Below are 18,464 nucleotides of genomic sequence, written 5' to 3' on the forward strand. Positions count from 1 at the left end.
TCCCGCCGGCCGGGCCCGTTCAGGCCGGGCTGATGTGGGCCGCCAGGATCCGCCAGCCGCGATCGCCGTACGTCCACGTCCTGGTGTACCGGAGCCTCGCCGTGACCGGGACGCCACCGAAGGTCCCCGTCACCCGGCCCAGGAAGAACGTCACCCCGGTCGTCCCCTCGACGATCAGGTCCAGTTCCTCCTCCACCAGTTCGTCGATGACGGAGGTCCGGTCACGGTGGGCGTTGAGGTCGTCCTGCTTGGTGAACCTGTTCCCGTCCGGGCCGAAGGCGATCAGGCGCTCGTCGAGCAGCCCGTCGAAGGCGGCCACGTCCCCCGCCCGTTGGGCGGCCTGAAGCCGGCGCTCGGCGTCGAGCAGTTCGGCCTCGAGTTCGCTGTCCGGCATCGTGCCATCCTCCTCGGGACGGACCTCGTCGGCAAGCCCGGTCGCTGCCCGAGGCGCCGTCGCTCGGCCGCCGGTCGTCCGGCCCGCCCCCGGCGTACCGAAGGTTCGGGACGACGGCCGGGCCCCGACGTCACGACCCTATGCGAGTCGCCCGGGCCGCACGGGACAACCGGCGTCCGGGAGAACCGTCGGTGCAACCTGCTTCAATACCGGTCGGATTCGAGAACGAAGAGGGTGCGGACAGCATGGGAACCTGGGGCAGCGGGAACTTCGACGACGACACGGCGGCCGACCATCTCACGGACCTGACCAACCGGCTGATCGCCGAGGTCACCGAGGCGATGTCCGGCGACCCGACCGGGATCGAGCCGGACGACTACTGGGGCGTCGCGGTGCCCTGCAACCTGGAGCTGCTGCACCTCGTCGCGCGGCAGAACTACGTCGGGGCCATCCTGCCCGACCCGGCCACCATCGCCGCCTGGAAGACCCGGTTCCTGGCCGTCTGGGACGAGACGATCGACGGCCTGGAGCCCGGCCCGGAGTACCGGGCACAGCGGCGCGAGGTCCTCGTACGCACCTTCGACCAGTTGGCCGAGCTGGCGATCAGCAAGAGCTGACGCGATCGCTGTTCACCGGCGTACCGGTTGGCGTGGGTGGCCGGCACAGGCTAGATGAGCAGGGTGTCGAACCGGCCCTTGCGGCGGCGGACGTGCCCGCGCCAGCCAGCGAGCAGTGCGATGACGATCCAGCCCGCTGCACCGGAGACCAGCGCCACCAGCCTCCCATGGGAGTCGACTCGATCGGCGGCCCGGAGCGGGACCACCCCGTCCGGATCGGTGAGCACGACCAGGCTGTCGCCGGTCCGGTAGCCCGGGTTGCTGCCCCGATAGATCATCGGCTCGTCGAGCGGCCCGTCCTCGCCCCGGAGGGTGAACGCGTGTCGCTTACCGGCGACCTCGACGTTGACGATGGTCACCTGCTGACGGACGCCGCGCGCCTCCAGCACCGCCTCGGGGGCGAGCTGCACCGACCCCACGAGGACGAACAGGCCGGGAACCATCGCGAGGAAAGCCAGCCACGCCGCCCGGTGCAGCACACCTACGACCGACGCGAAGACGACGCAGAGGGCGAGGCCGATGACGATCGGCACCGCCTTCGGCCAGCCGACCGTGGCGTACGCGACGGCGGTACTCAGCCCGACGACGGCCGGGCCGAGCAGCACCACCAGCATGGTCCGCCGGACCGACCTGCCGACCGACCAGGCGCCCGCCGCCGGAACGGGACCGGTCGGGGGCGCTCCGGCGTGAGGGAATCCGTACGGATACGGGTTGTGTCCGGCCGGCCCCGGCCGGTCGGCTCGCCCGTCGACTGGTTGCCAGGGGCCAGACTGCATTCGGCCTGGTGGGGTGGGGTGGTGGGGCACAGCAAGATCGTAACAACCACTCGACACCCACCCTGCCGCCAGCCAAGGTCACGATGGAGATCACGCGTCACGTGCCGAGGCCGGCGGGGCGCGCAGCGGACGCCCCGGGTCGCGGAACGCCCGGCCCACCGGATCAGATCACCGGTCGCCGCGCCCAGAACAGGGTGTGTCCGCTGGTGCCCTCGGGGACGAATTCCTCCGCGGTGATCGTCAGCCCAGCCCGCCGCAGCCAGGACCGGTAGGTGGAAGCGTCCGCCTGGCTCCACCACATGGCGGCGGGACCGCCGAGCCAGGCGTCCTCGGTGCCGGTCCACGCGTCGTGGCCGACGGTGGCCAGCAGCCAGCCGCCGGGGCGTAGCCACGTCGCGATCCGCTCGGCCAGACGCGGCTGGTCGAGCAGGGGCATGTGGATGAGGGCGTAGAGACAGACCACGGCGTCGAACGACTCCGGTGCCAGGTCGAGCTGGGTGGCGTCCGCGCGCAGGAAGGTGGCGGCGGGCACCAGGCGGCGGGCCCGTTCGACCTGCACGTCGCTGATGTCGACTCCCGTGACCTGGTGCCCGGCGTGGGCAAGGAAGCGGGCGACCGGCACGCCGCAGCCGCAGCCGAGGTCGAGGACCGCCGCCGAGGCCGGCAGGCGCTGGTGCAGGTCGACGAGCCAGGGCGCGTACTGGCCGTCGTCGGCATCGTCCGCGCGGTAGTGGTAGGAGAGCACGTCGTAACCTCGTCGGACCAGGTCCCGCTCGTCGTCGCCCATTCTGGTGAGACTACGAGTCCCGATACCGGCTGCCGATCCGGTTTCTGCGACGGGCTCGGCTCCTCCACTCCCCCATCGAGACCGGACACGAGGACCTGCTGGCCCGCCGTCCACGGACGGCAACGGCACCCGACCCACCATGCCGACCTGCTGGGCCGGGATAGCCCTCACGCATCCGGCTGTGCCCGGGCTACCCGGGCCGGTTTGCCCGCTGCCGGTGGCTCACGGAGACGGCAGATAGCGACCTCGGCCGTTCGGGTGTGCCAACGATCCCGGCTCCGGTGCCCGCACAGTTGGCCAGCCGCACGCCTGCGGACTGCCGCCCCGCGTGCGGCCTCCGACCACAGCCGCTACTGTCAGTTTGACGTAAATGACACTCAGTGAGGCAGCTCGCGCCAGGTCGGGCTGCTCCCGCGCCAAGCCCCAGCGAGGATGCTCGCCGAGCTGCGGCTGGAACACTCCAGCACCTTCGAACGGCCCTGCGCGCCACCGATCTGCGCCTGAACTTCCCAGCGCTGACCATCAGTACGGATGTAGATGTCGCGACGTCCCCGCGGCGTCGCCTCCCCGTTCCACCAATGCTCCTCGACGTTCACCTCGCGACCGTACCAGGAGACGCCGAGACCGCCAGGATCGTGTCCCTGGCCCCCGGCCCGAACGAGCCCCCCGCATCCGCACCCCGGCCCCTCACCCACCCCGGCTTCTTCGCCGCAGAGTTCTCCACCCAACACGAACAGTCAATGTCCCACCTGACACCCCGACCGGAAAATTCACAGTCAGCAGCCTCTGAGCTGGGGTTTTGCAACTAACTGCAAGCTGGCGGGGCACCATCCTGACGCCCGCCCTGGCGCCGCGCGACAGCGCATCGCGTGGCCCCAATATCCGGATTGCCAGAATTGCAGTGGGCCCGTGTGGAGTCGCACCCCTCCAGGAATCCGTCGAGTGAGCGCCGCCGCGCTTCGAACACGATGCCCCCGTCACCGCCTCGCACCGGGAAGTCACCGACACCCGGACACGAAACAGCTCAGAGCCTTGATCACGGCTCTGAGCTGGTGGGCGACGGACGAGTCGACCTGTACGCCGGATTATGAACATCGCACCCGCGCTGACCTGGGGCGGAGCCTGGCGACAGCCGCTGTAGGCCGTCGCCAGGCCGTCAGGCGTCGCAGGTGCGAAGATCGCATGTCGTCGGTTGTCACACGGACGGGTCCCAGGCGGCGAGCTGATCGAAGATACGACGGTCGCCTTCGAACTTCAGCGACTCCAGCGGTATGCGGCCGTAGAAAAACAGGACCAGGTCGCTTGCCGTCCCCCGGGCGGAGGCGTCGGCCGTTTCGGGATCCTCGCCGGCAGCGGGCGTGAAGCGGGCGACCTGTGCCCCGTCGTGGGAAAGCCGAAGGCGCCAGGAGTGGCCCTCGGTGGCGTGGTAATCGACGATGGCGGGGTCGTGTGGCCAGGCGACCGTGGTTGCGCAGACGGTGAACTGGCAGTCGTCGAAACCGTCGAGGGCGACCTCGTCTGGTAGCGGCTGCGGGGCACCCAGGGTGAGCTGGGCGTCGTAGGTGTACACCGCGATCTCGGGGACCTGTCGCCGCGCCCAGGCACCAGAGGTTTGCGGTGACGGCGAGTCATCCCACCACGTCCAACAACTGCGATCCGGGCCGGCCTCACGCAGCGCGCTCGTCAGTTGCTCGATGGACTCGGTCCACCAGACCAGCAGTGCCTCGCGTTCCCGAGGCGCACCCATGCCGTCGTCCCAAGCCGACTTCTCTGGGGGCGCGTCTGCCGGCCCTGCGGCGACGATGGCGGCTGATTTGCGGCGGGCCATGCCCACGTGTTGCACAAGATCGAACAGCGTCCGCTCGGGATGGGTCGGAACCTGCATGTCGAGGCGGGGCGCCGCGGCGACCGCGGCGCGGAAGGCGGTCGACCGTTCGTTGATCAGCCGCAGATGATCAGAGAACGTGAGAATTTTATGCACCCGGCTTTCTACCACTGTGCTCCGACGACCGGATAGCGAATTTCGCAACCGATCGCTCCGGCCGCCCCGGCACTGATACGTGCCCTCGGTTGACGCGCGGAAAGCGACATCCGCGACGTGAGAAACCACTGGCACGGCGCTACTCGACTAGGTCGTAGATCAGTCTGTGGACGAGGGTTCTTGGAAAAGATCATCGATTGCGCGGCGGGTACGTTCCTCACTGGCCGGCATCAGGTGGGTATAGACCCGCAGCGTGAAGCCCGGGTCGGAGTGCCCGAGGTACGACGCCAGGGCCTTGATGCTCTCCCCCGCATCGAGCAGCGACGAGGCGTAGAAGTGGCGCAGCGCGTGCATGCCGGTCGCCCGGGTCGGCATGATGCCGGCCGCCACGACAGCCGGTCGCCAACTCTTGCCGTCGAAGGTGCGCCGGTTGATCGCACCGCGCCGGGTGGTGGTGAACAGCAGCGGCACCGTGACCCGGTCGGCGTTGGCCGGGTTTTCCCACGGCAGGGTGAGCGACACCGGGGCAAAGTCGTCGATGTGCTGCCGCAGCACCAGGGCGACGGAGTCAGGCAACGGCACCCGGCGGTCACGGTCATTCTTGGGCAGCCCGAACACCAGCCGGGAACGGACGAGCTTGACCTGACGCGAGACGTGGACCCACCCGACGTCAAGGTCGATGTCGTCGACGCCGAGCCCAAGGATCTCCCCCTGTCGCATCCCGCAGCCGGCGCCTAGGTCGACCATCGCGCGGTACCGCTGGGCGAGGCCACCGCGGATTGCCGAAACCTGTTCGTACCGCCACGGCACCACCCGGCGTTGAACCGGTCGCGGAGGCTTGACCGACTTTGCCGAACACGGATTCTTGGCAATCCGTTCGTCGTCGACCGCCGCGCCGAGGATTGTCCGCAGGTGCGCGAAGACGACCGCCCGAGTCGCCGGAGCCAGCTTGCCGACCATCCCAGCGTCCCACTCCCGGATGTGCCCCGGCTTGATCGAGGCCAGTTGCCGAGAGCCGAAGAACGGCAGCAGGTGCTTCCGTACCCGGAACTCCGCGCTCTCCCGGGTCGACTCGTCGAACGAGCGCGTACGTAACCAGCTCTCGGCGTACTCGCCGAAGGTGAGCCGGCCGGCGACCGGGTCGACGTAGGAGCCCCGGAGCTTGTCCGTCTCGGTCGATACAAGGAACGCCTCAGCGTCTCGTTTGGCCCGGTCCGGGAAGGACTGGCTACGTTCCCGGCCGTCCGGGCCGATGTAGCGGACGCGGTACCGCAGGCCCTTACCGAACCGCTCGGACTTCACCCGCTCCGCTCGGCCACCAGGATGCCGGACGACGTTGTACCAGCGGTCTTCTACGTGTGCCATCAGGCCGCTGCTGCCTGCTCACGGAACCACGCCCGGACCGCTTCCGGCTCGTACCGCAGGTGTCGACCGACCCGAGCCGCCGGCGGACCGTACTTGACCTTGCGCCAGCGGTACAGCGTCTCCTGCGGTACCCGGAGGTACGCCGACACGTCCCGAACCGTCCAGAGCCCTTCGTTCGCCATTACAGCCCCTCCCCCGTCGTGCCGCCTGTGTCTGTCGTCGGTGCGCTCTCGGGTGGCTGTGCGGCTCGGTCCTTCGCGGTGAGGAGTTCGGAGCGCCACCGGGCACGTTCGCCGATCGAGCGGAGGAGTCGGTGTGTCAGGGATGGCACGTCGGCGTCATCCGGTCGGGCCAGCTCCCAGGCGTGGCGGACCGGTTCGACGTTGGCGCCCTGGTCGTCGACGCCATCAAGGCCGACCGTCACGCCGAGCAGCGCCCGCACCCAGGCTCGTACGTCGTGCTTGTGATCGGAGAGCGTCTTGCCCGACCAGTCCCGCGAGATGAGGATGCGCCGGCCGCCGATGCCGAGCGTGTCCCGCTGGTGAACCTTGCCCCTGCACCGGCCCGGCTTGAGCTTCGCGTTCGCCTTCTTCGGCTGGACGCCGTAGAGCAGCCAGTTCGCACACCGGTCAGTGCACGGCGTGACCCGGAGTTCCTGCCACAGCCGGTCAAGGTGTGCCCGTTGCCGGCCGCTCGTGATCTTGTGGCAGTCGCCGGTGTGCTTGGTGATGTACTTCGTGACGTACCGGATGGTCCGTTCCGCGTCGGCGGTCCCGGGCATGACGCCGCGCGCGTCGACCTGGGCGCCGAAGCGGGCGACGTGTACCGGTTCGGCGTCCGGGTCCTCGTCGATGGCGTCGAGCGCTTCGCCCCAGGTGGTCAACGGGCACCGGGTGTCCGGGTCGACCCACGCCGAAGCGTCCTCGTCCCACACCGGGGGTCGGTCGGCGGTGTACCGCTGGACGTCGACCGCCGGCCACCACACCTGGTGATACGTCGCCGCCGCCACGGTGCGCAGCGTGTCGCGGGGAATCGTGCCCCGGATGGCGAAGTGCGCGTGCGGAGCGAGACGCCGTTGCGGCTCGACGCAGCCGGCGTACTGGACGTTCCAGCCCTCACACCGCCGCAGGTTCTGCCAGAACCGATCGAGCAGCCGGGGAAAGTGGACCGCGTCCCAGGCCGCACGCCGGTAGTCGTACCGGTCAGGGTTGACCGGGGTGCCGTCGGGACGGACCGGCCCGTACGAGTCGAGCGTCAGCGTGAGCCACATCGACGGCCGGTAGGTCGAGCCGTCCGAGGCGGTGTACGTCTTGCCGACAGTGCGCCGCTCGACCTTGCGCCGAGGAAGCTCCGGGGCATCCTGCCGCCGCTTGGTCGACCGCTTGCGGCGCCGGCCGGTGTCGTCGTCCTGGTCCGCGTCGCCGGTCGAGTGCGGGGGCGCGACCCGTCCCCGGAGCCCTTCGGCGGCAATCGCCTCTTCCACCTCCTGGATTGCCTCGTCGAGGTCGGCGACCTGGTCCCACTGGCACGCCCGGGACGCCTCGTCACGGGAGAACTCAAGGTGCCCCCGCAGCAGGATCAGCGCCTTCTGTTCCTCCGTCGCCGGTTCCGGGGGCGGTAGCGGTTCGTCGTCGCGGTGCCAGCCCTCCCGAATCTGGGCCTGCCGCAGCCGGCGGTTCTTCTTGGCGCACGGGGCGCACTTGTCTTCGCGGGTCGCCCCACAGGGAAGATCGATGACTTCAGTCAGGCCGGTGTCGAGGTCGGTGCGGCGCATCGGGAGCGGGCGCACGCAGACGCCGTACTCGGCGGCAATCTCCTTGAGCACGTCGACCGAGCGAGGGAGCGCCATGCGGGCCGCCCGCGACCCCGGCCGAGGAGCGGCAGCCGGGGTCGGGGCGGGTTCGAGGCCGGGCAGGGTTGCAGCGGTCATCGGATGATCCCGACGACGTGCGGCCGGTTGGGCTGGACGACGCCACGCGGGGGCAGCACGGCCGCCGGGGCGGAGACGACCGCAGGAGCCGGGACAGCCGGCGGCACGGGGTCGGCCGGCCGCTCGGGTTCGGGGTCGGTGGCGGCCTGCTCGGGCACCTCGTACCGGTCGGCCGGGGGTTGGTCAGGTTCGTGAGCCGGCGGGGTGGCCGGGGTGTTGGACAGGACGACCTTCACCAGGGCGAGGAACGCCAGGGAAGGCACGGCCGCCACGGTCCATCCCCACACCGAGGGTTCCGCTTCGGCGACCTGGGCGGCGAGCGACAGCAGCGCGAACGCGACGAGCAGCGAGGCGACCAGGCCGACCGGGCGACGGGCACGCCGCCGGGAACGGAGTTCCAGGCCGAGGTAGATCGCCATCAGTTCGACGGCAACGGCGTTGGCCCAGCCGATCCAGTTCGGTTGACCGTGGGCTACGGACAGGTCGTGAACGTGGGTGAAGGCAGCCGCGCCGGCCATCGTGCCGATCGCGAGCAGGATCACCAGGCGTACGGCGGATTCGGTCCGCTGGCTCATCGCTGCTCCCCCTTCGGCTTCTCGCGGATGGTCAGGTCGATACACACGCGCCGGCCGTCCATGTCGCGGCGCCGGTGGATGAAGTGGGCGAGCCCGTGCAGGGCGGCGGCGGTCTGGTCGGCGGGGCCGACGAGCCGGATGCGCAGCGGACGCCGAAGCCGGTTGATGAAGCGGGTGAGGGGGTTCATGACGGTTACCTCCGGGCCGGTCGGATGTCGGTGCGGATGTAGTCGGGAGGGGTGCCGAGCGCGGCGACGGCTTCGGAGAGGCAGCGCCACAGCGCCCACGCCTCATCGGGGGTCAGGGACATCCGCCGCCGGCCCGCACCGACCGCCAAATAGACCGGGTACGGGTCGGGCCGTTCGGGGTCGACCCGGACGGAGACGGCGGTGACGGGTTCGGGAGTGCGGAGCCGGTAGAAGCGGCGACCGTTCGGGGTGATGGTCACCGCGATTCACCCCCGCCGTCCCGGTCGAGGAGGTTGCGCAGCGCATCGGGCAGCAGCGGCCCGGACGGCTTGCGCGGCAACGGAAGGCGTACCGGTTCGATGGCGGTTTCCCGACCAACCTGGGCGAGGATGTCCGCTGCATCGACAGGTGCCGGGTACTCCCGCGCCATGTCGCGGATGTCGTCGTCGCCGACGTACGAGAAGCGGACCCGCATCGGGTCGGGGGTACCGTCGAGGATGACGTACCCGACGCCCTTCGCCCAGCGGGGCATCTGGTCGGCCAGGGCACCCCGGTTGCGGGCACCCTCACCGAGCACCAGGTCAACTTGCGACGCCTCAGTCAGCCCGAGCGCGATGCGGGTCGGAAAGAGGTCCCGGAACGGCAGCACTTCCTTGCGCGGGTCCTGTAGCGCGGCCACGACCAGGACGCCGACGCCGGCACCCTGGGACAGCAGCAGCCCGAGCGAGCCCGCGATGCGCTTCCGCAGGTCGACATCCTGGAGGTACGCCGTCAGCGCCGCCATCTCGTCGACGACGACCACGACCAGGGGGTCAGCTTCGGTCGGCGTGTGCACCCGGACGGTGCCGGCGAGCCGGGTCTGACGCTCGCGCAGGACGGTCACGGCCTCGTCGAGCAGGTCCGCCATGGCCTCGAACGACTTGCAGGCGAAGCGGGCGAACATCGGCCTGCCAAGCGCGAACTCCATTCCGCCCTTGGGGTCGATCACCCACAGCCGCACCAGCCCGGAGGCGATCCCGCCGCCGAGGACCCGGACGAGCGACCAGAGCACCGAGCCCTTACCGGAACGGGTGGCCCCGCCGACCAGGACGTGAGTGGCGAGCAGGTGAAGCGACCAGGTACGCAGGTCCTCACGCCGAGCCAGCGGCAGCGCGGTGAAGTCCGGCACCGCCGGCACCGGGAACGGCGGGACCACGGTCCGCAGCGCATCGGTACGCACCAGCGCCAGGTAGACCAGCGTCGGCCGATCCCGGTACCGCACCCGGTCGACGAGCCGCAGCAGCCAGGCACCCCGCCCGGTACGGGTCGGCGGGTCGCCCAGACGTTCCGAGTAGACCCGGGCGTGCCGCCGGCCGAAGGCGTAGGCGAGGTTGGCACTGACCTTCTGGAACTGTTCCGGCGTCTGGCCCCGGACCATGCGGACCGTCAGCACGTCGAGCGCCTGGTCCGAGCGGACCCGCAGCAGTTCCGGCAGGACGCCCCGATGGTCGTACGTCTCGGCGAGCCCGCAGAGCGTCATGGCCTCACGCCAGACCCGCCGGTAGACGAACACCCGCCGGAACGAGCCGAGCAGCGGACCCGCCAGCCAGGCCCACCAGGACGACTCGTCCCGCCAACGCCACAGCGCCGAGGCCGCCGACATCAGCACGAGCGGAACCACCAGGCCGGGCCAGCCGAACTCGACGTAGAGCGTGAGCGCCAGAACCGCCGAGGCCGTGGCCACCGGGTGACGCAGGCACCACCAGAGCGCCCGCCAGGACCAGCGCAACACCAGGCCGAGCACGGCCGCCCAGATCGGCAGCTCGAAACGCTTGGGCCGGATCACCATCAGGTCCCCGGCCGTGGTCATCAGCACTTCGCCGCGAGGCCGCCCGATCACTTGGCACCCCGCAGCGACACGAACCGGCCGGACGCGTCCCGGACCGGAGGGAACGGAAGGACGAGCTGCCCGACGCAGCCGTCACAGCGACCATCGGCACCCGTGGTCGGATCGAATCGGGACTGACACACACCACACCGAGGCCAGCCACGGCCAGCCGGACGCATACCCTTGGACACGTCACTACCTCTCTCGACAGAGCAGGGGGAAGAGACAGAGAAGGGCGGGGCTGCCGTCCGCCAAGATCGAACAGCCCCGCCCACACTCAAAGCGGTTACGCAGCCGCCTTTTGCTTGCCGGCCACGCCCGCCGGGGCACGCAGTGCGATCGCCCGCAGGGAGTACGCCATCCGGCCGTTGCTCGCCACGTACGGCGTGACCGTCATGCCGTCGAACTCGACGCCCTCGAACGGGGCACCCGTCGGCGGGACCGGCTGGTAGTCCGCCGAGATCTTCACCGTCGTCTCGCGGGACCGCTTCCCCAGCTCGGGGTCAAGGTCCATCACCCGCACCTGCCACACGCGCTGGCCGGTCAGCTTGTCCTTCGCCGGGGTGCGCCGGCCCGTCTTCTCGTCGTAGTCCTCCACCTCGCCCAGAGACTCGGGCACCAACGCGCACCCCGCCGGGAACACGTCCTCACAACGCACGGCGAACCTCGTACCGCCACGCAGAGCCATTGCTCAACCTCCTGATCTCACCTGACCATCCTGACTAGCCAGGCGGTGTGGATCAAAGGTAGACCAACTTGGCTAGTCATGGCAACACAATCTGGGCAGCTTTCCTAGCCTGGCTAGTCAGCGGTACTCTGCGTGCATGAGTCTTGACCCCGACGACCCCCGCACCCCGTCACAACAGATCGCCGCCGCACTCCGGGCTGAGATCAAGACGGGCAAGTTCGCCCCCGGCGAGAAACTGCCCTCACAACACGACCTGGTCGAACGCTTCAGCGTCGCCCGCGAGACGATCAAGGCAGCGCTGCGGAAGCTGCAAGAGGAACGCCTGATCGTCACCCGCCAGGGCAGCGGCACCTTCGTCCGCGCCAACACTGAACGCCCCGTCGGACTACGCCCCCACGTCGAACGCGCCTTCGAGGCACCCAACGTCACGATCGACTTCGCCGGCTTCTCCGGGGAGACGCTCTACAACGCGATCCAGGAGACGTTGGACAAGGTCCGCATCGGCCGACTCACCCCGGAGTCGATCCGGCTGCGGGTGCTGATCTCCGACATGAACGCGCCGATGGCGATCCCCTGCCGCGCCGAGGACCAGGCCGACGACCCCGCCATCCGCGCCCGTGCCCGCCGGATCACCGACCGCTCCATCCACGCCGTCACCGACGCCGTCCAGGAACTCGCCGACCTGGGCCTGGTCAAGACCGCCACCGCAGAGGTACGCGTCCACGGCGCCGCACCCCTGTTCAAGCTGTTCATCATCAACGAAGAGGAAGCGTTTTTTGGCTTCTACCCGGTGGTTGAGCACACCGTCTCGATCGAGGGCAAGCCGGTGGCGATCTACGACGCGATGGGCAAGGACGCGATCCTGTTCCCGTTCACGCCCAGCGACGACGACAACTCCAACGACGCCCTCTACGTCGAGCAGGCCCGCTCCTGGTTCGACAGCATGTGGGGCACCATCTCCCGCGAGTACGCCTCGTGAGCCCCACCAACCTGACCGAGGTCATCGGCCGCGCCCGCGTCGTGCTGCTCGACTTCGACGGCCCGGTGTGCAGGGTCTTTGCCCAGCACTCCGCATCGACCGTCGCCCACGAGCTGCGCCGGCTGCTCGTCGACCAGGCCGTCACCCTGCCGCCGGACATCCTGGCCGAACGTGACCCGCTCGCTGTCCTACGGTTCACCGCCACACTGGGCCGGCCCGCCGTCGTCCGCCTGGTCGACGAAGCGCTGTCCCGCGAAGAGGTCACTGCGGCACGCACCGCCGAGCCCACCCCGTACGGGCGTGAGGTCATCGTCGCCGCCCAGCAGACCGGCCGACGGGTAGCGGTGGTGTCCAACAACTCCGCCGCCTCGGTGCACACCTACCTGAACGTGCGCCGGCTGACGAGCTACGTACACCCGGTCATCGGCCGCCCCACCGCCGACCCGCAACGGATGAAGCCCGACCCGGCCTCAGTCTTGGAAGCCATCCGGGAACTTCGTGCCGACCCGGCCGGCTGCGTCCTGGTCGGAGACTCCCCCAGCGACATCGAAGCCGCCCACGCCGCCGGGGTCGCCGCCATCGGGTACGCCAACAAGCCCGGAAAACGCGAACGACTGGCCGCCGCAGACGTGGTCATCGACAGCATGGCCGACCTGGTGACCGCCTTCGCCGTCAACGAGCTGTAGAAGCAGGACGACGCTACGAACCGGCCCCGGTCACATCCTGGGCCGAGACGTAGGTACCGCGTTGAGGCATGGTCACGACCAACCCCCGTTCCCGCAGTAGCGCCACCGCAGCGCGGACCGTGCCCCGACTGACACCGAACTCCTGCCGAAGCTGCGTCTCGCTCGGCAGGGTCTGACCCGACGCCAGGTTGCCGCCCTCGATCCGCTTCGTCAGCAGGTCGGCGAGCTGCACATACAACGGCGTCGGCGACAGCGGATTAATCACACCCCCAACCTAGAAACAGCCTAAATGCCTTGGTCGTACGGTACGTCCTGGACGTTCTAGACGTTTGAGGTTCTGGGTTGGGGACCCCACCAGGGAGGCCCTGATGTTCATCCGGCTCAGGAAATGGCTCGGGCTACCCACCCCGATGCCCCCGCTCGACCAGACCGGCCCCGCCACCATCTACCCCGACCGAGCCGGCGCCGCTCCCCCACCGCAGCAGGCACGCCAACCCGGCTGGAACGAACCCACCAGCCAGCACACGAGCATTGACCCGACACCGACCCTCGGTGCCGAGTGGCGCTCTTCGCCGGAGCGGAGGCCACTGTGACCAGCCGAGAGGTGCCGTTCCTCGTCCAGTCCGCCGCCTACTGGCTCGCCTACCACCGGCACAACAAGTGCTGGAAATGCACATCAACCGGGTTCTGCCCCATGGTCGTCGCAGCCCGCTCCCGCATCTGGGCCTGGCGCAGATACCGCGCACTCAACGGACGATGGCTGTGACCCTACCGAAGGCCGGGGACGTCATCCACCTCACCCGAGCCGCAAGCGTCCAGTTCATCCACCCCATCATGTTCCGCGTCATCCGTGTCCTCGACTGGCCCACCTACGACCACTGGGTATGGCTCGACGGCTACCAACTCGACCGCAAGGGAGACGCCGCTGAACGACGGACCCTATTCGTACAGAGAACGGGAATACGAACGATGCGAGCCAACAGGACATGACACCTTCGACCCGGCTCAGATACTTCGCCAGAACTATTCGTATACTCATCGCGCCTGCGGCCACCCGCGCACATCGAGGTGATTAAGGCATAAGCGCGAATAGCAGGGGAAATTATCGCCGCCGCCTCCCCGCCTCACTTTGCTCCATTTCCATGACCGCCTCCCGACCTGGGTGGGGGACATCTTGCAGCAGCGGCTTAGAGTAGGTCAAAGTTATAAGATTCATAGACTTTGACAGTTCTCGCTCTAGTGGAGGGAGCCCGTTGTCCGCCACAATAATTTGGCACCTTGGGTACGCTAGCGACAGGCGATACATCCTCTCGTATAGTCGTTGTCCGGCAGCTATGTCATCCGGAGTGTTTCCGAGGCTGGTACGAGGGCTGTCAAGCAGAAGCACGTCAGGCATGAGGTACTCGCTACTACTCAGCGAGTATGCCAGATTCGCGAGGTAATAGGCGTCGTTCGCGAGAGTCTTGCTGGCTCCGCTGACACTTAAGCGATCAAAAGAGTCTCCATTGATTACAGGAAGATAGGTTTGAGGGTCTAGCCCTGCTTCCTGATAGCCAGTGAACCGCAACTCTCGAATCTCTTCGTCAAAAATCTCGCCCAACTCGACAATCCTGTACTTGTTCTCCTCAAGCCGTCGCCGCTCGTATACCTGTTGCGAACGATTAGCCTCCAATTGCTGGACAAAGCGGCGCACTCTAGACTCAAGCCCTTCATATTGTTCCCACTGATCTCGAAACCGCTCAATATCACGTAGGCGAGCACGAGCGCGTTCACGGTCAGCCGCAGCTTCGCTTGCTTGGTCAATACTGGGAAAGATCTGCCGAGGGTCGGCTTGCCTCTCCAAGTCGCCCGCAGCTTCAGTAAGCTGTTCGCGGAGCCTATTTACTTGATTCCCCCACTCCGTGAGATAGTCCTCATCTTGTTTTAGTAGGATTCGGGCTTCTTCTTTCTGCGCCAGGAGGCGATTCACTGATGCTTCGTGGTCGCTTCGCCGCTTAGATCCAGAGCGAGAGGGCTGCGGTTGGACACAGAGAAGGCACAAACCTGGATCTAGGTCACGACCCGACACGGATTGTAGGCAACGCGGACAAACAGCGAACTCGAGACCTGAGATTGAATTGTGGGCCTCCGCCTCGCGTTGTGCCCTTAGTGCGTCAAGCTCAAGCTGCGCGAGCAAGGCGCGACCTCGGTCGACTGCTACCTGAGCTAACGTGCGCTCAGCCTCAGCGTCTGCCGTCGCGGTCCTAAGGGTCGAGATTCTCTTTCTGAGGCCCTCCTGATCAGCGCTTATTTCTGCGCCGGCCATCCGCTTCGCTTCTTCGAGTCGCCTCTCAGCTTCGACGAGGTCGGATCGTGCTTCCGCTTCTTCGACTGCCAAATCAGCCTCGTGGGGGGCACCAACATTGAACAGGAAGCGGCGAACAGTTTCCGCCTCCAACTTCGCCTCTCCTTGCGCCCGACCCAAAGCTGCAGCATCAACCTCTAGTTCTCGAATACGTTCGTCAGACAGGCCATAAGCCAACTCAAAGATAGCGCGTCTTTTTCTGTTCAGAAATGGATCAGCGTGCCCGGCAACCGATGAGTTGACGTCATCTTGCGGGAGATAAACGTATCGGAAAAGGTCAAAAAAAGTTAGAGGCTCGCTACCTGTTTCGCTGTTTTTACTTAGGCGTGCGATAGGAAATTTAAGGAGCTTGAGGATCTCAATGCCAGAACGCGGTATTTTACCCGACGTAGCGGTCCATCGATCGGTAGAGCCGTCCGCGCGAGTGACAGTAATCTGGTTCTGTCCGATTGCGCGACTAAAGTTCAGTCGGTCCATCCCGATGGTCACGTCCAACGAAACATTCTGAAGATTTTCTTCGATTTTCGTCATCAGCTTGGCATTCTTAGCGCCTAGCGCAAATTTAATGAGCTCCAACATACTGCTCTTGCCGGTTTTATAGCTTCCAGTCAGAACGTTCAGCCCAGACTTGAACTCATATCGACTGGTCGCTTGGGCGGTCTTAAGGGCTAAGCGATGGAACTGCAGGTGGACTGCCATTATCCGATCCTCAATCTCTTGCCGACTCAGATGTAGGTGCGGTGAGGGCGATCAACTACATCAGGCAGGTTTTCGTAGATCAAGTCCTTAAGCCGATTTCCGGTCGTGTCGAAATTCGCTGCAATGAATTCACAACGTTCGGCGGTGAGTCGCCAGGTCGACAAGGCTGCGAGCTGGGATGCGACTCGTTTTCCGTCCCCTGTGACGGACATCCGCAACCTTCCCTTTCCCCCTGAGCTTTTCACGAGACCAGTACCAAGAAGAATTCCGAGGATAGGGTAATACCTATCATCCCATGGTCCATATTTGTACCGAATCATGCGGCTTTCTACCGCCAGTCGCTCATCATCGCTTGCCCGCAGATGCGCAGGAGGAAATTCATTTGTTTCAGTGAGCGAAAGCCTTTCGAGCATAGCCGGATACCTGAGAAGGAAGTCTAGCTTTGCTAATTTGGTCAATCCGTCAACACCATTGCGCCTACTGCGACCAAACGCCGACACTAAGAGCAAAATCCGCGCCGCGTGATAATCTAAGCCATAGTTACGCGAAGGGTGAATCCCAGAATCCGTTTCAAGATCAGGCATAGCTATCGCCTTGAAATACAGGGAATGATAACTGCGTATGCTGGTCCCGGCGCCTAATCTCAGCAGTCCAAGGAGCCTCGTGTTGTGGATCGAACTCGTCAGACCACCAAATCTGGCATTCATCAGTCAACTGGTAGACGCAGCCCATAAGCTCTGGCAGCCCTACAGGAATCCTCGGATTTAGGTCGGCAGCGGAAATCAACTGACTTAGCTCCAAATGCATCTGAGGGCCATATGCAGTTTCCGACCGCCTTGTGCGTGTCTCCGCGGTTAAAGCGTAGTGCAGGATTTCTGCCCGAACCCTTCCCACCTCGTCGGCAATTGGGCTCGGTACATCAGGACGGAAGCTGGCCTCAATTTCATACCAGCGCCGACGCAGGCGAGGGGCAGCCGAAACTACAGTCGGCCCAAGCATTCCGGCACGAAGTTTGCGAGACATCGCTGTTCCGCTTGCGTTTTGATCATCAACAGCGTCGCTGGTTATGGGGATTCCGCTATCCTGAAGTCTACGCAAAAAGCGGGCTTTAGTGATCATTCTGACACCCTTTGAATGGTTAGCAAGGTCATTGCCCACCATCCAATCAATATCCGGCTCACGAGGGTCAAGTCCACGGACAGCTTCGTCCACAAGGCTGAAAGCCGCGTCGTAGGCTGCTCTGGCGAATCCGGAGCGTACGCCCAACCTAGCTAATGTGGGGCGTACCGTATCTTCGATGACGAGCGCTCGCATGCTGTGCTCATCCCCGCCAGTGCTATACATCGTCAACGCTGAGAGAAATTCAAGAGCCTCGCCAACGCTGCTAGATCCGATCGCAGAATGCAGGTGTCTGGCGTACCACATCAATGCTTCAACGTCGCGAGAATCTGACTTTGCAGACAAAATCCTGGATAGCTCCCGCGCTTGATTCTCGCCAACCTTGAACCCGTTATTTGTCACCCAGAGGCATGTGTTAGATTTTTCGCTCGCAATCCAACGTTCGTAAAGAACTTTAAAGCCGCCTCTGGTCGGCAAGTCGGCCAGCGACCAAGCTCCTTGGTCCTGGTTTCGATGCTTAACCGAAACGAGAACGTGCGGCTGCGCACCGTCTGGGCCAGCACAGACGTAGTCTGTATGCCACTCGCACAGTACCCATGGGCGTGGCTTCGTGAGCATCGCGAAGCACTCCCGAGCCGTGCACGCGTACTGGTACGCGTACCATTTCGCCGTCTCGTGGCCTCGGTCCTCCGTCGGCTTCTCGGACAAACCGGGGCCAAGCAGCGGCGCGGTCTCCTCATGCACCTACAGGACGCTAGGGCCTAGTTGCGCTACGTGTCTACCACCAATCCGTTCTTGCACCCCGATACATACGGCCCTTTTACGAACTATTTGACGCTGGCGAAATCTTGCATCTTAAGGTAGCGGCGGCCGGGTGCAGGGCAAGGGCCAGGATCTTTGTGTAGTCAACGCTCGGGGTGCTGAGCAGGGAGTATGCGGCATGAATGACGGTGTGGAGCCCCAAGGAGGGGCGAGGGTTGCCAGTGTTCAGGACGTCTTCTAGGCCTCAAGATCTCGAAGGCCTCGCCCACAGATGGCATCTGTCTCTCATCCTTGGAGTGGAGTGACAGCCCCTGGCGTCGATGCCTGGGTCGCGCCAGCCAGAACATGTCACCCATCAGGTCGGAGTCGAGTGTGGGCATCTGGCGGAGCACGTCGGCTCACATTGATCGACTTGCCGAATTTCTCTCTTTTGGATCAAGGCACCGCGCTCCGCGCGGTGCGGGGCGGCAAGCCCGGCCGGCGGCAAGCCGCCCCGGCCGCCTACGGCGCCGGGGCGGTGAGCCACCGACAGCCGCCGGGACACCGCCCCCCACCACGGGCAGGACCAGTCCCAGCGAGGCCGTGACGGAAGCCAGCGGGTCGGCCTGGTCGAGTGGTTGGGGCTTCCGGCTGCCGCACCAGTCCAACCCCGGGACTGGCTTGCCACCGGGTCACCGGGTTGCGGCAGCAACTCCACCGTCAGGACG

Annotated in this window: 22 protein-coding genes; 5 read left to right on the forward strand and 17 right to left on the reverse strand. The window is 66.1% G+C overall.

All coding sequences use genetic code 11. The features are described from left to right. Positions 1-19 precede the first annotated feature (19 nt). Positions 20-394, reverse strand: coding sequence for a nuclear transport factor 2 family protein (locus tag ACFYZF_RS27730; RefSeq protein ID WP_387025653.1), 375 nt, complete (start codon positions 392-394; stop codon positions 20-22). A gap of 245 nt (positions 395-639) precedes the next feature. Here ACFYZF_RS27730 and ACFYZF_RS27735 point away from each other — a divergent pair, with 245 nt between their 5' ends. Further along, the gene (locus tag ACFYZF_RS27735; RefSeq protein WP_387025655.1) at positions 640-1,011 is read left to right on the forward strand and encodes a DUF4259 domain-containing protein; all 372 of its coding nucleotides are present in this window, start codon (positions 640-642) and stop codon (positions 1,009-1,011) included. 50 nt (positions 1,012-1,061) lie between these two features. On the opposite strand, the gene ACFYZF_RS27740 is transcribed toward ACFYZF_RS27735, so the two are convergent. The 12 genes from ACFYZF_RS27740 to ACFYZF_RS27795 all read right to left on the reverse strand — a co-directional run bounded on the left by ACFYZF_RS27740 (position 1,062) and on the right by ACFYZF_RS27795 (position 11,168). Further along, positions 1,062-1,625, reverse strand: coding sequence for a hypothetical protein (locus ACFYZF_RS27740; protein ID WP_387025656.1), 564 nt, complete (start codon positions 1,623-1,625; stop codon positions 1,062-1,064). Positions 1,626-1,950: 325 nt separating this feature from the next. Beyond that, a complete protein-coding gene (locus tag ACFYZF_RS27745; RefSeq protein ID WP_387025658.1) occupies positions 1,951-2,574 on the reverse strand; it encodes a class I SAM-dependent methyltransferase in 624 nt (207 codons plus the stop codon). 377 nt (positions 2,575-2,951) lie between these two features. Next, the gene (locus ACFYZF_RS27750; protein ID WP_350882678.1) at positions 2,952-3,170 is read right to left on the reverse strand and encodes a hypothetical protein; all 219 of its coding nucleotides are present in this window, start codon (positions 3,168-3,170) and stop codon (positions 2,952-2,954) included. A gap of 599 nt (positions 3,171-3,769) precedes the next feature. Continuing rightward, entirely contained in the window at positions 3,770-4,555 is a 786-nt protein-coding gene (locus tag ACFYZF_RS27755) for a maleylpyruvate isomerase family mycothiol-dependent enzyme (protein ID WP_387025659.1), read from the reverse strand. A gap of 159 nt (positions 4,556-4,714) precedes the next feature. Beyond that, on the reverse strand, positions 4,715-5,920 hold the full coding sequence (locus ACFYZF_RS27760) for a tyrosine-type recombinase/integrase (protein WP_387025661.1): 1,206 nt from the start codon (positions 5,918-5,920) through the stop codon (positions 4,715-4,717). After that, on the reverse strand, positions 5,920-6,102 hold the full coding sequence (locus ACFYZF_RS27765) for a helix-turn-helix domain-containing protein (protein WP_018732821.1): 183 nt from the start codon (positions 6,100-6,102) through the stop codon (positions 5,920-5,922). The genes ACFYZF_RS27760 and ACFYZF_RS27765 overlap by 1 nt, the downstream gene beginning before the upstream one ends. After that, on the reverse strand, positions 6,102-7,850 hold the full coding sequence (locus tag ACFYZF_RS27770) for a replication initiator (protein WP_387025664.1): 1,749 nt from the start codon (positions 7,848-7,850) through the stop codon (positions 6,102-6,104). The genes ACFYZF_RS27765 and ACFYZF_RS27770 overlap by 1 nt, the downstream gene beginning before the upstream one ends. Further along, positions 7,847-8,425, reverse strand: a complete 579-nt coding sequence (locus ACFYZF_RS27775) for a DUF2637 domain-containing protein (RefSeq protein WP_387025666.1) — start codon at positions 8,423-8,425, stop codon at positions 7,847-7,849. The genes ACFYZF_RS27770 and ACFYZF_RS27775 overlap by 4 nt, the downstream gene beginning before the upstream one ends. Then, a complete protein-coding gene (locus ACFYZF_RS27780) occupies positions 8,422-8,613 on the reverse strand; it encodes a hypothetical protein (RefSeq protein ID WP_387025668.1) in 192 nt (63 codons plus the stop codon). Before ACFYZF_RS27780 ends, ACFYZF_RS27775 begins: the two co-directional genes overlap by 4 nt. Before the next feature lie 5 nt (positions 8,614-8,618). Further along, a complete protein-coding gene (locus ACFYZF_RS27785) occupies positions 8,619-8,873 on the reverse strand; it encodes a hypothetical protein (protein WP_387025670.1) in 255 nt (84 codons plus the stop codon). Continuing rightward, positions 8,870-10,462, reverse strand: coding sequence for an FtsK/SpoIIIE domain-containing protein (locus tag ACFYZF_RS27790; protein WP_387025672.1), 1,593 nt, complete (start codon positions 10,460-10,462; stop codon positions 8,870-8,872). Before ACFYZF_RS27790 ends, ACFYZF_RS27785 begins: the two co-directional genes overlap by 4 nt. 304 nt (positions 10,463-10,766) lie before the next feature. Next, on the reverse strand, positions 10,767-11,168 hold the full coding sequence (locus tag ACFYZF_RS27795; protein WP_387025674.1) for a transcriptional regulator: 402 nt from the start codon (positions 11,166-11,168) through the stop codon (positions 10,767-10,769). 136 nt (positions 11,169-11,304) lie between these two features. On the opposite strand from ACFYZF_RS27795, the gene ACFYZF_RS27800 reads away from it, so the two are divergent. After that, positions 11,305-12,147, forward strand: a complete 843-nt coding sequence (locus tag ACFYZF_RS27800) for a GntR family transcriptional regulator (RefSeq protein WP_387025676.1) — start codon at positions 11,305-11,307, stop codon at positions 12,145-12,147. Continuing rightward, positions 12,144-12,833: an HAD family hydrolase gene (locus tag ACFYZF_RS27805; protein WP_387025678.1), complete on the forward strand. Its 690-nt coding sequence runs from the start codon at positions 12,144-12,146 to the stop codon at positions 12,831-12,833. Before ACFYZF_RS27800 ends, ACFYZF_RS27805 begins: the two co-directional genes overlap by 4 nt. Positions 12,834-12,846: 13 nt before the next feature. Here ACFYZF_RS27805 and ACFYZF_RS27810 read toward each other — a convergent pair whose 3' ends face one another. Further along, positions 12,847-13,098, reverse strand: coding sequence for a GntR family transcriptional regulator (locus tag ACFYZF_RS27810; protein ID WP_387025680.1), 252 nt, complete (start codon positions 13,096-13,098; stop codon positions 12,847-12,849). A 324-nt stretch (positions 13,099-13,422) separates the two neighbouring features. On the opposite strand from ACFYZF_RS27810, the gene ACFYZF_RS27815 reads away from it, so the two are divergent. Both ACFYZF_RS27815 and ACFYZF_RS27820 read left to right on the forward strand, forming a co-directional pair. Next, on the forward strand, positions 13,423-13,599 hold the full coding sequence (locus ACFYZF_RS27815) for a hypothetical protein (protein ID WP_387025682.1): 177 nt from the start codon (positions 13,423-13,425) through the stop codon (positions 13,597-13,599). Continuing rightward, positions 13,590-13,823: a hypothetical protein gene (locus ACFYZF_RS27820; RefSeq protein WP_387025684.1), complete on the forward strand. Its 234-nt coding sequence runs from the start codon at positions 13,590-13,592 to the stop codon at positions 13,821-13,823. Before ACFYZF_RS27815 ends, ACFYZF_RS27820 begins: the two co-directional genes overlap by 10 nt. 112 nt (positions 13,824-13,935) lie before the next feature. Here the strand turns inward: ACFYZF_RS27820 and ACFYZF_RS27825 are convergent, their stop codons facing one another. From ACFYZF_RS27825 to ACFYZF_RS27835, 3 genes are read right to left on the reverse strand one after another with little or no spacing between them, the layout of a single operon-like run. Further along, complete coding sequence (locus ACFYZF_RS27825) at positions 13,936-15,876, reverse strand: AAA family ATPase (protein WP_387025686.1); 1,941 nt, start codon at positions 15,874-15,876, stop codon at positions 13,936-13,938. Between the two features lie 26 nt (positions 15,877-15,902). After that, entirely contained in the window at positions 15,903-16,460 is a 558-nt protein-coding gene (locus tag ACFYZF_RS27830) for a hypothetical protein (protein ID WP_387025688.1), read from the reverse strand. Next, complete coding sequence (locus tag ACFYZF_RS27835; protein WP_387025690.1) at positions 16,453-17,739, reverse strand: hypothetical protein; 1,287 nt, start codon at positions 17,737-17,739, stop codon at positions 16,453-16,455. Before ACFYZF_RS27835 ends, ACFYZF_RS27830 begins: the two co-directional genes overlap by 8 nt. Positions 17,740-18,464: the final 725 nt, after the last annotated feature.

Source organism: Micromonospora sp. NPDC001898 (assembly GCF_042891255.1).
Taxonomy (GTDB): Bacteria; Actinomycetota; Actinomycetes; order Mycobacteriales; family Micromonosporaceae; genus Micromonospora.

Bases quoted from the DNA above. Each gene is read 5' to 3' on its own strand.
- ACFYZF_RS27730 (WP_387025653.1), bottom strand. From the start codon at position 394: ATGCCGGACAGCGAACTCGAGGCCGAACTGCTCGACGCCGAGCGCCGG.
- ACFYZF_RS27735 (WP_387025655.1), top strand. From the start codon at position 640: ATGGGAACCTGGGGCAGCGGGAACTTCGACGACGACACGGCGGCCGAC.
- ACFYZF_RS27740 (WP_387025656.1), bottom strand. From the start codon at position 1,625: ATGCTGGTGGTGCTGCTCGGCCCGGCCGTCGTCGGGCTGAGTACCGCC.
- ACFYZF_RS27745 (WP_387025658.1), bottom strand. From the start codon at position 2,574: ATGGGCGACGACGAGCGGGACCTGGTCCGACGAGGTTACGACGTGCTC.
- ACFYZF_RS27760 (WP_387025661.1), bottom strand. From the start codon at position 5,920: ATGGCACACGTAGAAGACCGCTGGTACAACGTCGTCCGGCATCCTGGT.
- ACFYZF_RS27765 (WP_018732821.1), bottom strand. From the start codon at position 6,102: ATGGCGAACGAAGGGCTCTGGACGGTTCGGGACGTGTCGGCGTACCTC.
- ACFYZF_RS27770 (WP_387025664.1), bottom strand. From the start codon at position 7,850: ATGACCGCTGCAACCCTGCCCGGCCTCGAACCCGCCCCGACCCCGGCT.
- ACFYZF_RS27775 (WP_387025666.1), bottom strand. From the start codon at position 8,425: ATGAGCCAGCGGACCGAATCCGCCGTACGCCTGGTGATCCTGCTCGCG.
- ACFYZF_RS27780 (WP_387025668.1), bottom strand. From the start codon at position 8,613: ATGAACCCCCTCACCCGCTTCATCAACCGGCTTCGGCGTCCGCTGCGC.
- ACFYZF_RS27790 (WP_387025672.1), bottom strand. From the start codon at position 10,462: ATGACCACGGCCGGGGACCTGATGGTGATCCGGCCCAAGCGTTTCGAG.
- ACFYZF_RS27795 (WP_387025674.1), bottom strand. From the start codon at position 11,168: ATGGCTCTGCGTGGCGGTACGAGGTTCGCCGTGCGTTGTGAGGACGTG.
- ACFYZF_RS27800 (WP_387025676.1), top strand. From the start codon at position 11,305: ATGAGTCTTGACCCCGACGACCCCCGCACCCCGTCACAACAGATCGCC.
- ACFYZF_RS27820 (WP_387025684.1), top strand. From the start codon at position 13,590: ATGGCTGTGACCCTACCGAAGGCCGGGGACGTCATCCACCTCACCCGA.
- ACFYZF_RS27825 (WP_387025686.1), bottom strand. From the start codon at position 15,876: ATGGCAGTCCACCTGCAGTTCCATCGCTTAGCCCTTAAGACCGCCCAA.
- ACFYZF_RS27830 (WP_387025688.1), bottom strand. From the start codon at position 16,460: ATGCCTGATCTTGAAACGGATTCTGGGATTCACCCTTCGCGTAACTAT.